Origin of the sequence: Streptomyces mangrovi (assembly GCF_900114215.1) — a bacterium.
GTDB classification, from domain to species: domain Bacteria; phylum Actinomycetota; class Actinomycetes; order Streptomycetales; family Streptomycetaceae; genus Streptomyces; species Streptomyces barkulensis.
The window spans coordinates 310,363-321,351 of record NZ_FOSG01000001.1 but is presented as its reverse complement, the minus strand read 5'-3'; the positions used below and the strand labels follow the sequence as shown (position 1 = coordinate 321,351).

Annotated in this window: 15 protein-coding genes; 9 read left to right on the top strand and 6 right to left on the bottom strand. The window is 73.9% G+C overall.

Translation table 11 applies throughout. The features are described from left to right. Positions 1 to 5 precede the first annotated feature (5 nt). Entirely contained in the window at positions 6 to 542 is a 537-nt protein-coding gene (locus BM237_RS01425) for an ArsR/SmtB family transcription factor (protein ID WP_093846875.1), read from the bottom strand. Between the two features lie 103 nt (positions 543 to 645). Here BM237_RS01425 and BM237_RS01420 point away from each other — a divergent pair, with 103 nt between their 5' ends. Together BM237_RS01420 and BM237_RS01415 are read left to right on the top strand one after the other, a co-directional pair. After that, positions 646 to 1,716 (top strand): hypothetical protein, encoded by a 1,071-nt coding sequence (locus BM237_RS01420; RefSeq protein ID WP_093846873.1) that lies wholly within the window; start codon positions 646 to 648, stop codon positions 1,714 to 1,716. A gap of 225 nt (positions 1,717 to 1,941) precedes the next feature. Then, a complete protein-coding gene (locus BM237_RS01415; protein WP_093846871.1) occupies positions 1,942 to 2,442 on the top strand; it encodes an anthrone oxygenase family protein in 501 nt (166 codons plus the stop codon). 53 nt (positions 2,443 to 2,495) lie between these two features. Here BM237_RS01415 and BM237_RS01410 read toward each other — a convergent pair whose 3' ends face one another. Next, a complete protein-coding gene (locus BM237_RS01410) occupies positions 2,496 to 3,281 on the bottom strand; it encodes a TetR/AcrR family transcriptional regulator (protein WP_093846869.1) in 786 nt (261 codons plus the stop codon). An 88-nt stretch (positions 3,282 to 3,369) separates the two neighbouring features. Here BM237_RS01410 and BM237_RS01405 point away from each other — a divergent pair, with 88 nt between their 5' ends. Next, on the top strand, positions 3,370 to 4,380 hold the full coding sequence (locus BM237_RS01405; RefSeq protein ID WP_093846868.1) for an ATP-binding cassette domain-containing protein: 1,011 nt from the start codon (positions 3,370 to 3,372) through the stop codon (positions 4,378 to 4,380). Continuing rightward, entirely contained in the window at positions 4,377 to 5,219 is an 843-nt protein-coding gene (locus tag BM237_RS01400) for an ABC transporter permease (RefSeq protein ID WP_093846866.1), read from the top strand. Before BM237_RS01405 ends, BM237_RS01400 begins: the two co-directional genes overlap by 4 nt. A 42-nt stretch (positions 5,220 to 5,261) precedes the next feature. Here the strand turns inward: BM237_RS01400 and BM237_RS01395 are convergent, their stop codons facing one another. The 3 genes from BM237_RS01395 to BM237_RS01385 form a co-directional block, all read right to left on the bottom strand. Next, positions 5,262 to 5,654 (bottom strand): pyridoxamine 5'-phosphate oxidase family protein, encoded by a 393-nt coding sequence (locus BM237_RS01395; RefSeq protein ID WP_093846864.1) that lies wholly within the window; start codon positions 5,652 to 5,654, stop codon positions 5,262 to 5,264. Positions 5,655 to 5,776: 122 nt separating this feature from the next. Next, a complete protein-coding gene (locus BM237_RS01390; RefSeq protein ID WP_245793342.1) occupies positions 5,777 to 6,391 on the bottom strand; it encodes a 2'-5' RNA ligase family protein in 615 nt (204 codons plus the stop codon). A gap of 14 nt (positions 6,392 to 6,405) precedes the next feature. Next, positions 6,406 to 6,669 (bottom strand): hypothetical protein, encoded by a 264-nt coding sequence (locus tag BM237_RS01385; protein WP_139238045.1) that lies wholly within the window; start codon positions 6,667 to 6,669, stop codon positions 6,406 to 6,408. Positions 6,670 to 6,833: 164 nt separating this feature from the next. On the opposite strand from BM237_RS01385, the gene BM237_RS01380 reads away from it, so the two are divergent. From BM237_RS01380 to BM237_RS01365, 5 genes are all read left to right on the top strand, one after another. Further along, complete coding sequence (locus tag BM237_RS01380; protein ID WP_093846861.1) at positions 6,834 to 8,072, top strand: helix-turn-helix domain-containing protein; 1,239 nt, start codon at positions 6,834 to 6,836, stop codon at positions 8,070 to 8,072. 186 nt (positions 8,073 to 8,258) lie between these two features. Then, positions 8,259 to 8,483, top strand: a complete 225-nt coding sequence (locus BM237_RS01375; protein WP_093846859.1) for a hypothetical protein — start codon at positions 8,259 to 8,261, stop codon at positions 8,481 to 8,483. Then, positions 8,480 to 8,914 (top strand): hypothetical protein, encoded by a 435-nt coding sequence (locus BM237_RS01370; protein WP_093846857.1) that lies wholly within the window; start codon positions 8,480 to 8,482, stop codon positions 8,912 to 8,914. The genes BM237_RS01375 and BM237_RS01370 overlap by 4 nt, the downstream gene beginning before the upstream one ends. Further along, the gene (locus BM237_RS29105; RefSeq protein WP_175540841.1) at positions 8,904 to 9,080 is read left to right on the top strand and encodes a hypothetical protein; all 177 of its coding nucleotides are present in this window, start codon (positions 8,904 to 8,906) and stop codon (positions 9,078 to 9,080) included. Before BM237_RS01370 ends, BM237_RS29105 begins: the two co-directional genes overlap by 11 nt. A gap of 69 nt (positions 9,081 to 9,149) precedes the next feature. After that, positions 9,150 to 9,572 (top strand): hypothetical protein, encoded by a 423-nt coding sequence (locus BM237_RS01365; protein ID WP_093846855.1) that lies wholly within the window; start codon positions 9,150 to 9,152, stop codon positions 9,570 to 9,572. 208 nt (positions 9,573 to 9,780) lie between these two features. On the opposite strand, the gene serC is transcribed toward BM237_RS01365, so the two are convergent. Next, positions 9,781 to 10,899 (bottom strand): phosphoserine transaminase, encoded by a 1,119-nt coding sequence (gene serC, locus BM237_RS01360; protein ID WP_093846853.1) that lies wholly within the window; start codon positions 10,897 to 10,899, stop codon positions 9,781 to 9,783. Between the last annotated feature and the right edge of the window lie 90 nt (positions 10,900 to 10,989).

Genomic DNA, 10,989 nt, shown 5'->3' with positions numbered 1-10,989 from the left:
AGGGCCTAGCGGCGGGCCGCGGTGATCACGACCAGCAGCGGGACGAGCCGGGTCGGCGGGACCTGGTAACGCCCGCGACCCACCGTCTCCAGCCAGCCGGCGGAGACGAGCTGCCGCAGGTGGTGGTAGACCTGACCGGTCGTGCCGAGCCCGTCCAGCTCCATGAGTTCGGCCACCGCGGTCCGCCCCTCCAGCAGCGCCTGGAGCAGCCGCAGCCGGACGGGCTGCCCCAGCGCGCCCAGTGTGTCGGCCAGCTCCGGCCAGTCGGAGCCCAGCAGCGAGTCCGTGACGGCGGACCGCTCCCACTCCACGCGCTCTCCGCCCGGGCCGGTAACGGACCCGGCGAACAGCACCCCGCCGTGCGCCGCGTCCCGCAGGAGCTCCCGGAGCTGCGGCAGCACGAGGTAGGCGTCGCCCGGCTCCTCCTCGTCCTGCGGCCCCTCCGTACCGCTTCCCAGCCGCTCCTCAAGCTCGGAGACCCGCTGCGCCAGCCCGGCGACCTGCCCGGCCAGCGCGTCCCACGACGGCACGTCCTCACTCATCCCGTCAGCGTAGCGCCGGGCACCGCGCGCCTTCGGGGCGGCCGGACCACGGCGGTGGATCCCGTCGTCCGGCTTCCGCCCGGACAGTGACAGGCTTGGGGCCATGCGAAGGCTTGTGCGCGCCGCGTGCGCGGCGGTGGTTGCGGCAGCGGTGACGGCGGCGGTGACGGCCGGAGCACCCGGGGCGGCGGCGGACCCCGCCGCCGACGGCTTCACGATCGAGGACGAGCGGATCACCGAGTCCAGCGGCCTGGCGCCCAGCCGCGCCCACCCCGGCGTGTACTGGACGCACAACGACAGCGACGACGGGCCGTACGTCTACGCGATCGACGGCCGCACCGGCGAGACGGTCGCCACCGTCACCCTGGCCGGCGTCTCCCCGCGCGACGTCGAGGCCGTCTCCGTCGGCCCGGACGGCGACGTGTACGTCGGCGACATCGGCGACAACTTCGGCGGCCGGTGGCCCGAGGTGTGGATCTACCGCTTCGCCGAACCCGAGAAGCTGTCCGACCAGGCGGTCGAGGCCACCCGTCACACCGTGCGCTACGCCGACGGCCCGCGCGACGCCGAGTCGCTGGCCGTCCACCCCGTCACCGGGCGGGTGTACATCGTCAGCAAGCACCGGGACGGCGGCGCCCTGTACGCCGGGCCCGACGAGCTCCCGGCCTCCGGCGCCGCCACCTTCACCCGCGCCGCGGACATCGGCCTGTGGGCCACCGACGCCGCCTTCTCCCCGGACGGAACCCGGCTGGCGGTGCGCGGCTACTTCGGCGGGACCATGTACGCCTGGGAGGACGGCAGGCCGAGGGAGCTGGGACGGCTGACGGTGCCGGTGCAGCGCCAGGGCGAGTCGGTGACCTTCACACCGGACGGCCGGACCCTGCTGTACGGCACGGAGGGCGAGCGCAGCCCCGTACAGCCGATGCCCCTGACCGAGGAACAACTCCCCGAGAGCGCACGGGAGGAAAAGCCGGACCAAACCGGCGGCGACGAAGCCGGTGAGGGGGCCGACGGCGCGGCGGGCGACCGCGAGCCGGACGCCGCCGGGGACGACCGTGACGGGGACGGCGGGGGAGAGGGGAGCACCCTCGGTTTCGTCCTCGCCCTGGTCGCGGGCGCCGCCGTCCTCCTCGCCCTGCGCCGCTCGAAGCGGCGCGGAGGCGGCGACGCTTGACCGCGCGCCAGGCGTTCCCGTCCGGAAGCGGCCACCCGGCCGCCGCTCGGGGAGGCCGGGCGCGGTAGCGTCACCCGGGGCCCGGCCCGGCGGCGCCCGCCGTGTCCGTACGTGCCCGTCGAAGGAGAACCGCGTGCGCGAGCCCGTCCACCGCACTCCCCGCCGTACCGCCTGCCGCGCCACCCACCGCACCACAGCCGCGTCCCGCGCCCGGGGGGCGGCGGCATGAGGGCGCTCACGACCCTCGCCCTGCTGGCGGGCACGGTGGCCACGGGCCTGATGGCCGGGCTGTTCGCGGGCTTCGCGTACGCCGTCATGCCCGGTCTGCGCCGCGGCGACGACCACACCTTCGTCACGGCGATGCGGCGGATCAACGAGGCGATCCTCAACGGCTGGTTCCTGGGCTGCTTCATGGGCGCGCCCGTCGTCCTCGCCGCCGCCGTCGCCCTGCAGTGGGCCGGTGACGGGGGTGCGGCCCTGCCGTTCACCGTCGCGGGGCTGGTGCTGTACCTGGTGATGTTCGCCGTCACCGCGGCGGTCAACGTCCCGCTCAACGAACGGCTCGCCGCCGCCGGCGAGCCGGACGACGCGTCCGGCCTCGCCGCGATCCGGGAGCGCTTCGAGTCCTCATGGGTCGCCTGGAACACCGTCCGCGCGGTGGCGGCCACCGCCGCGTTCGGCTGCCTGGCCTGGGCCCTGGTCCTGTACGGGCGCGCCACGGGCTGACGGCGGCACGGGCGCGCGGCACGGGCGCGCGACGGGGGCGTGCGGTACGGGCCTCAGCCCCCGCCGCCCAGCCGCTCGGCGGTGGTCCCGCCCTCCGCGGCGGCGATGAACGCCTCCAGGCCGTCGAGCAGCCGCTCCAGGCCGAACTCGAACAGCCGCTCCCCGGGGACGGCGAAGGTGTCCTCGGCGAGGGCGGCCGCGTGCGGGTAGGCGCCGCTGAGCATCGCCTTCTCCAGCAGGGGCCCGTGGGCGGTCCAGAACTCCTCGTCGCTGATGCCGGTCTGCCGCGCGGCGAGGGCCGCGTGGACATGGGTGCGGGCGCAGCCGGTGACATAGCCGTCCACGGCGGCGATGAACCCCAGCCGCTCCTGGTCGGTGAGGGGGAGGCCGGCCAGGCCGGAGACGGCGTAGTCGAAGCCGGCCATGGCGCCGGGACCGAGGACGGGCCGGGCCAGGTTGGTCCGGAGCAGCCAGGGGTGCGCCAGGTACATGCGCCAGTTGCCGTGGGCGACGTAGCCCAGGACCGCGCGCCAGCCGGCGTCCCGCGGCGCGTCGTCGCCGGGCATCGTCCGGTAGGCGCGGTCGATCATCAGCTCCAGCAGCTCCGCCTTGCCCGGCACGTAGCGGTAGAGCGACATCGTGCCGACGCCCAGTTCGGCGGCGACGCGGCGCATGGAGAGCGCGTCGATCCCCTCGGCGTCGGCGATCGCGACGCCCGCGGCGGCGATGCGCTCCAGGGTCAGGCCCGGCTTGGGGCCGCGGGAGGGGCGCTCCCCCTGGCCCCACAGGAGGTCCAGGCTGCGCTTGAGATAGCCGCGGTCGCTGTTCTCGCTCGTCATCGGGGTCCATCCTACGGGGGCGCCGGAAAACTGGGTACGGTGTACGCGCAATCGGGTACGCTGTACCCAGTTTCGAGAGGGGACCACCATGACCACATCCGCGACCCCGTACGCCGTACTGGCGGAAGGGCTGGTGAAGCGGTACGGCGGCGGACGCGCGCTGGACGGCTTCGACCTGGAGGTACGGCGCGGCACCGTGCACGGCCTGCTCGGCCCCAACGGCGCGGGCAAGACCACCGCCGTCCGAGTCCTGGCCACACTCGTCCGGCCCGACGGCGGCCGGGCCGAGGTGGCGGGGCACGACGTGACCCGCGAGCCCGCCCGCGTGCGCCGCCGGATCGGGCTGACCGGGCAGTACGCGGCGGTCGACGAGATCCTCACCGGCCGCCAGAACCTGGAGATGTTCGGCCGCCTGTTCCACCTCGGCGCCCGGCGCGCCCGGCAGCGGGCCGGGGAACTGCTGGAGCGCTTCGCGCTGACCGAGGCGGCCGACAAGCCGCTCAAGGCGTACAGCGGCGGCATGCGGCGCCGCCTGGACCTGGCCGCCGGGATGATCCTCGCCCCCGAGGTGCTCTTCCTGGACGAGCCCACCACCGGACTCGACCCGCGCAGCCGCAACGAGGTGTGGGAGGCGGTGCGCTCACTGGTCGCCGGAGGCACGACGGTGCTGCTGACCACGCAGTACCTGGAGGAGGCCGACCGGCTGGCCGACCGCGTCACCGTCATCGACCGCGGCGTGCGCATCGCCGACGACACCCCGGCCGCACTCAAGGGCGCGGTCGGCGGCGACCGGGTGGAGGTGGTGCTGTACGACGCGGCCGACCTGCCCTCCGCCGCCGAGGTCCTCGCCCGCGTCGCGGACGAGGGCGCCGAGCCGTACACCGACCCCGTGGAGCGCCGGGCGCACGCACCGGTCACCGACCGGGTGGCCGCGCTCACCGAGGTGGCCCGGACCCTCCAGGACGAGGGCGTCGGGGTGGAGGACATCGGCCTGCGCCGCCCCACCCTGGACGAGGTCTTCCTGAGCCTGACCGGCCACCGCACGGCCACGGCCACCGCCACCGCCACCGCCACCGAGCAGAAGGAGCACGCCGCATGAGCGGCCTGAACCCCACAGCCACAGCCACCGCCACAGCCCCGTCCGGCCCGGAGAACCGCCTGTACTGGGCCCTCGCCGACTGCTGGACGATCGTCCGCCGCGACCTGACCCACCTCGCCCGGCAGCCGTCCATCGTCGCCTGGCAGCTCGGCTTCCCGATCGTCTCGGTACTGCTGTTCGTCTACGTCTTCGGCAGCGCCATGGACGTGGGCGCGGCCGACTACGAGTCGTACGCGCTGCCCGGCATGTTCGCCATGACCATGGCCTTCGGCTTCATGAACACCGCGATGACCGTCGCGGTGGACAAGGAACGCGGGATCACCGACCGCTTCCGCTCCATGCCCATGGCGCCGTCGGCGGTGGTCACCGGACGCGGCGTCTCCGACGTGCTGCACGCCGGGCTGGACCTGCTGGTGCTGGCCGCCATCGCCCTGGTGGTCGGCTGGCGCTCGGACGGCGGGGCGCTCGCCACCCTCTACGCCTTCGGGCTGCTGCTCCTGCTGCGCTTCGCGCTGATCTGGGTCGGTGTCCTCATCGGGCTGCTCGTGCCCGACCAGGAGGCGGCGGGGAACCTGTTCGCGCTCGCCTTCCCCTTCGGCATGATCTCCAGCGTCTTCACCCCGCCCTCGATGATGCCGGACTGGCTGGGCACGATCGCGATGTGGAACCCGGTCTCCTCCACGGCGAACGCCGTGCGCGACCTCTTCGGCAACCCCGTGCCGGGCGGCGGGAGCTGGATCGAGCAGCACGCGGCGCTGATGGCGGTGGTCTGGCCGCTGGTGATCACGGCGGTCTTCCTGCCCCTGGCGGTACGGCGCTACCAGCGGCTGTCGAGCTGAGAACCCGGCGGTGGAGGGGCCGTGCCGCCCACCGCCGGACCCTCACCGCTCACCCACCGGGTGCAGCTCGTACAGCAGCGACCGGTCGAACATCAGCCGGTGGCCCAGCGGCACCAGCACGCCCCGCGCGGGGTGCTTCCGGGCCAGGCGCCGGGCCGCGTGCCGGGCCCCGCGGCCCGACAGCCGCCGTACGTCCACCTTCATCGGCGCGCCCGCCGGAGTGCCGCCGAGGGTGGCGGGGGAGATCTCCGCCTCGGGGCGGCGGCGCAGCCGCCCGGCCGTGCCCGACCGGCCGTGGGCGCGCACGTAGGCGCGGTCGCCCTCCACGGCGATCGCCGTGGCCGTGCCCACCGGCACGCCCTCGCGGTCGTACGTGGCCAGCCAGACGCGCCGCTCGTCGGCGAACAGACTCAGCCCGGTGCCCGGAGTGCTCATGCGCCGCCGGGTACCTCGCCGGGGCCGCACGGAAACGGGCGCGGCCCCCGTGGGCCGCGCCCGTTTCCGTCCGGCCCTCGCCCAGGCCGGGGCTTCGGCCCTGTGTCACGGAGCGCCGCAGGTCAGCCGAGGCGTACCGCCGCGAAGTCCTCCCACTCGTACATCCGGTCGTCCCGGCCCAGGACGATGAGGTCCACCTGCTCGATCCGCGCCGTGGCGGGCTCGGCGTCGACCGCGTCCAGGGCACGGGCGACCGGATCGGCCGGGCCGTCGCTGTTGCTGTAGGCGATCGTCACATGCGGTGCGAAACCGTCCGCAGGCTCGGGAACGTCGTCCCATACGTCCGCGATGGCGGCACGGACCGCCGCCCGTACGGCTGCGGGCGGCCCGCTGGGCTCGGCCTCCCACCGGATCGCTTCCGGGGTGATCTCCGGCTGGTGAAAGCGCAGTTGGAAAGGTGCCAGGCCGACCAGGCGCCGACGGGCCGCGTCGGCGATGGCTCGCGCGTCCTGTTCCGGGACCTCGTCCACGAAGCCCAGGCCCTGCATGGTCAGGTGAAGCCATCGGTCGGGGACGAGGTCCAAGCCCGCCACCTCGGCCAGCCCTCGACGGTAAGCGTCGGCCAAACGGTGTACTTCGGTGGCGGTCCGAAAAGTGAAGTGCCAGGTGTAGAAGCGGCGGCCGGGCCTCCAACCCGGCCGCCACCACCAGTGGTCGGCCATGGTTTCGGCGGTCATACCACGGGATCCAATCAAGTGCCTGCCGTGCCTGGCGAGAGGGCGATCCGGCGGGGTACCGATTCCATGCAGAACGCCTCCGCCTCGGACTGCAACGCAACCGCCGGCGCGCTGTTCGCCATCCGTGACCGGGCCATCACGTCAGCCAACTCCCGGATCCTGCGGGTAACCGGCTCCAAACGTTGTTCCGGCGGCAGCTCCAGGACAGGCCGCAGTGCCTGGGCGGCGCCCTCGGGCTCACCGAGCGCCAGGTATGCCGAGGCTTGCGCGATCAGCATCTGGCTGCGAGTGCCGTAGGAGTGCAACATCTCACCGGAAAGAGCCTGTTGGGCTTCCCGCACCGCAGCCCTCGCAGGCCGCAGTCCACACTCACCCCCACACGAATACGGCTCCGCCCCATACGCTGTGGACGACGAGCTACCCAGAGAAGGGGGGCGGAGTTATGCCCATCGCCGATGTTGCCCCGGAACCCATCGCGTTCGGAGAGCGTCTGCGCATCCTGCGGACCCGCCGAGGCATGAGCCGGCCCGTCCTGGCCGGTCTGCTGGGCCGCTCCCCGAGCTGGCTCAAACAGGTCGAGCGTGGGGAGATCCAAACCCCTCCGCTGTCGATGATCCTGCGGATCGCCGAGGTACTGCGGGTCCGTGATCTGTCCGACCTGACCGGGGACCAGTCCATGCCCACCGCTCTTTTCATCGGCCCCGGCCACCCTCGCCTGCCCGAGGTTCGCGCCGCCGTCGACACCTTCCACTTCACCTACGCCGACCGCCAGGCCCCCGGCACCGCGCACCTGCGCGCCCGACTCGACCGCGCCTGGGCCGCCCGCCACTCCGCCCCCAACCACCGCGAAGTCCTCGGCTCCCTGCTGCCTGACCTGATCCGCGACGCCCAGCTCGCCGTACGGCAGGCCGACGCCGCATCCGAACGGCGCACCGCCCAGGCCGTCCTCGCCGAGGTCTACAGCCTCAGCCAGTTCTTCCTGGCCTACCAGCCCGACAGCGCGCTGCTGTGGCGGGTCGTCGAACGCGGCATGGTCGCCGCCCAGGAATCGGAGGACCCCCACGCCCTGGGCATGGTGGCCTGGCTTACCGCCGAGGCCCACCGCGACTCCGGCCACTACGACGGCGCCGACGCCGTCACGACGGAGTGCCTGCGCTACCTCGAGCCCGAACTGCCCGACGCGGACGACCACGTCCGCGCGATCGCCGGAGCCCTGCAGGTCGCCGCGGGCTACACCGCCGCCCGTCGCGGCGACACCGGCGCGGCTTGGGGCTGGTGGGACAAGGCCGACCACATCGCCCAGCGCCTGCCCGACGGTTACTACCACCCAGTCACCTCCTTCTCCCGCGCCGTCATGGGCGCCCACGCCGTCACCCTCGCCGTCGAACTCCACGCCGGCGGGGAGAGCGTGAGGCAGGCCGCCCGGGCCGACGCCCGCTGCATCCCCTCCCGCCCGCGCCGAGCCCGGCACCGCATCGAGGAAGCCCGCGGATACCAGCTCGACGGCCAGCCCGACACCGCGCTGGCCACCCTGGAGAAGGCTCACGAGAACGCGCCCGAGACGATCCGCTACAACGGCTATGCCCGGCGGATCATCCTGGAGGAGACCGAGGCGAAGTCCCCCGAGCGGCGTCGCCGCGCCTCCGAGTTGGCGGTGAAGGTCGGTGTTCTCGCCGCCTGAGTGATCGCCGCCTGAACGGGAGTGCGAGGGGCAGGAATTCTGCCCCTTCCTCCGCTACAGGGGTCCTACTTTCGGTGACGAACCGATCACCGAAACTCTTCGGGGGCTCCTGTGCAGACCTCGCCCACCGCACCACCTGCTGCCGCGTCAGCCGTCACAGACGCCCTGGCCGACATCGCCACCGTCATGGGGACAATCGGCCGAGCCCTGCCCATCAGCACGGCCCTGCCCCGGCCTGAGACCGCCGAGAAACTCGTCGCCGGACCGGCTGTTCCCCTGAGGCTGTTGCCGACCGCCGTCCCGCACATCTGCCCGGTGCGGGCCACCACCGTGGCCGACCGAGTCCGGCCCCCGGCCGTCGACTGCCGGTGGCTGCTGCGGCACCTCACTCCCGAGGAGCCGGCGCGGTGACCGCTCCCGCCGATCAGGCCACCCACTCCGCTCCGCTGGTTCGGGCGGGGGTGTGGTGCGAGGCGGTCAGCACCTACTCGGGCATGCCGGGAACGGCCACGCGCCGGGACGGGTACGCCGCCCCGGGCCCGGAGGCGGCGATCCGGTGGATCCGGGCCGGAACGCGCACCGTGGCCCGCGTGCTCGGCCCGCACCAGGCCGGCTACGTGCTGGACCACTGGGTGGACGGACCCGGCTCGGCGCGGGCGTGCGCCCGGCTGCGCCGGGGCGAGCCCTGCTCGCTGACCCTCTACCCCGGCATCCAGCACCTGACCTGGCAGGCCCGCCCGGTGCGGTTCCTGCGCCTGGCGGAGGTCAACGGCCGCCCTCCCTGCGGCCGCCGGCACCGGCCGCGACTGCTGCTGACCGGGAAGGACGGCCGTGCCCGCTGACGCCCCGGATACAGCCGGCAGCGCGAGGACCGGGCAACCCGGTCGGCTGGGCCGCGCGTACCTGACCGTCAAGGCCAACCCCGGCGCCCTCGCCGTGGTCATCGGCCTTCTCGCCTTCGCCGCCTGGCAGTTGTGGCCGCTGGTCGCCCTTGCCCCCGGCCGGTAGCGCCCATAGCCCCCTCCACACCGGACCGGCCACGACCCGGTACCACCTGATCGAAAGGCACCACCCCCCGTGAACCCGACCCCGACCCCGACCCTGACGCACCCCGCCGCGGACCTGTCGGACCTGGTCCTCGGCCCCCTGGAACTGGGCTGGCTGCGGCCCACCGGCCGCGTCCCGGACGTACTGCGCGCCTGGGGACACGGGGCGCTGGGCGAGGCGCCGACCGGGCTCGCCTGGGACGTGGTGCGCCTGCCCACCGGCGTCGCGTACGAGACGGTGCGGCGGCTCGGTATCCCCGGTGTGGCCGCGCCGGTGGCCGAGGCCACCGGAGAGTGGGCCGTCTACGACCGCTCTGCCGCTCCCCGCAGGGACATCACCGCCCGGGCGAAAGCCGCGGTCCGGGAGCGGCTCGGCGCCCGTCAGGGACTGCCGTGGTCGGACGTTCCCCCGGCCCGGGGGTTCGTCTTCCCACACCTGGGCCGTAGACCGTGAAGCCCGGCTCCCCCTTCGGCCAGGGGGAGCCGGACCGGGCTCTGCGCCCCCCGGGGGGCGTCCGGTCGCCGCACCTGGCGCACCTGCGCCCCGTCTCCTGACCGGAGCGATGCGGAGGACGGTGTGAAAGACGGCGCCGCCGGCCGCCGGGACCGCGACGGGTCCCGGCGGCCGGGTGCGTACGGAGCGGGTACGGGCCGCGTACGGCTCAGAGGCGCTCGGCGACGTAGTCCACGCAGGCCGTCAGCGCCTCGACGTCCGCCGGCTCGACGGCCGGGAACATCGCCACGCGAAGCTGGTTGCGGCCCAGCTTGCGGTACGGCTCGGTGTCCACGATGCCGCCTGCGCGCAGCACCTTGGCGATCGCGGAGGCGTCCACGCCCTCGGCGAAGTCGATCGTGCCGACGACCTGGGAGCGCTGGGCGGGGTCGGTCACGAAGGGGGTGGCGATCTCGGACTTCTCCGCCCAGCCGTACAGCCGCGAGGAGGAGTCGGCGGTGCGGGCCACAGCCCAGTCCAGACCGCCCTGGCCGTTGATCCACTCCAGCTGGTCGGCCAGCAGGAAGAGGGTGGCGACGGCCGGGGTGTTGTACGTCTGGTTCTTGCGGGAGTTGTCGATGGCGGTGGGCAGGTCGAAGAAGGCCGGGATGTGCCGGTCGCTCGCGGCGATCCGCTCGGCCCGCTCCAGCGCGGCCGGGGAGAACACGCCCAGCCACAGGCCGCCGTCCGCGGCGAACGACTTCTGCGGGGCGAAGTAGTAGACGTCCGTCTCGGAGACGTCGACCGGCAGACCGCCCGCGCCGGAGGTGGCGTCGACCAGCACCAGCGCGCCCTCGTCCGCGCCCTCGACCCGCCTGATCGGCATGGCGACGCCGGTGGAGGTCTCGTTGTGGGTGAGGGCGTACACGTCCACGCCCGCCTCGGCGCGCGGCAGCGGGTGGGTGCCGGGCTCGGAGGAGACCACGGACGGGGCGGCCAGCCAGGGGGCGAGCTTGGCGGCCTTGGCGAACTTCGAGGAGAACTCGCCGAAGGACAGGTGCTGGGACTTCGACTCGATCAGACCGTGGGTCGCGATGTCCCAGAAGGCGGTGGAGCCGCCGTTGCCCAGGACGACCTCGTAGCCCTCCGGAAGACCGAAGAGCTCCTTCACTCCCTCGCGCACCCTGCCGACCAGGTTCTTGACCGGAGCCTGGCGGTGTGAGGTGCCCAGCAGGGACGTACCGGTGGCGGCCAGGGCGCTCAGCGCCTCCGTCCGCACCTTGGACGGGCCCGAACCGAATCGTCCGTCGGCGGGCTTGATGTCTGCGGGAATCTGGAGATCGGCCACGCTGTGAAGCGTAGTCCGTGTCCGTCGTGTGTCCCGTGAGGCGTCCACCCCGCGAGACGGGCCGTGGACGCGCCGCGGCACACATGGCGG

Excerpts from the sequence above, each read along its gene's own strand:
- BM237_RS01380 (WP_093846861.1), top strand. The coding sequence starts at position 6,834 with ATGCCCATCGCCGATGTTGCCCCGGAACCCATCGCGTTCGGAGAGCGT.
- BM237_RS01395 (WP_093846864.1), bottom strand. The coding sequence starts at position 5,654 with ATGAGCACTCCGGGCACCGGGCTGAGTCTGTTCGCCGACGAGCGGCGC.
- BM237_RS01415 (WP_093846871.1), top strand. The coding sequence starts at position 1,942 with ATGAGGGCGCTCACGACCCTCGCCCTGCTGGCGGGCACGGTGGCCACG.
- BM237_RS01405 (WP_093846868.1), top strand. The coding sequence starts at position 3,370 with ATGACCACATCCGCGACCCCGTACGCCGTACTGGCGGAAGGGCTGGTG.
- BM237_RS01385 (WP_139238045.1), bottom strand. The coding sequence starts at position 6,669 with ATGCTGATCGCGCAAGCCTCGGCATACCTGGCGCTCGGTGAGCCCGAG.
- BM237_RS01425 (WP_093846875.1), bottom strand. The coding sequence starts at position 542 with ATGAGTGAGGACGTGCCGTCGTGGGACGCGCTGGCCGGGCAGGTCGCC.
- BM237_RS01400 (WP_093846866.1), top strand. The coding sequence starts at position 4,377 with ATGAGCGGCCTGAACCCCACAGCCACAGCCACCGCCACAGCCCCGTCC.
- BM237_RS01390 (WP_245793342.1), bottom strand. The coding sequence starts at position 6,391 with ATGACCGCCGAAACCATGGCCGACCACTGGTGGTGGCGGCCGGGTTGG.
- BM237_RS01375 (WP_093846859.1), top strand. The coding sequence starts at position 8,259 with ATGGGGACAATCGGCCGAGCCCTGCCCATCAGCACGGCCCTGCCCCGG.
- BM237_RS01410 (WP_093846869.1), bottom strand. The coding sequence starts at position 3,281 with ATGACGAGCGAGAACAGCGACCGCGGCTATCTCAAGCGCAGCCTGGAC.
- BM237_RS01420 (WP_093846873.1), top strand. The coding sequence starts at position 646 with ATGCGAAGGCTTGTGCGCGCCGCGTGCGCGGCGGTGGTTGCGGCAGCG.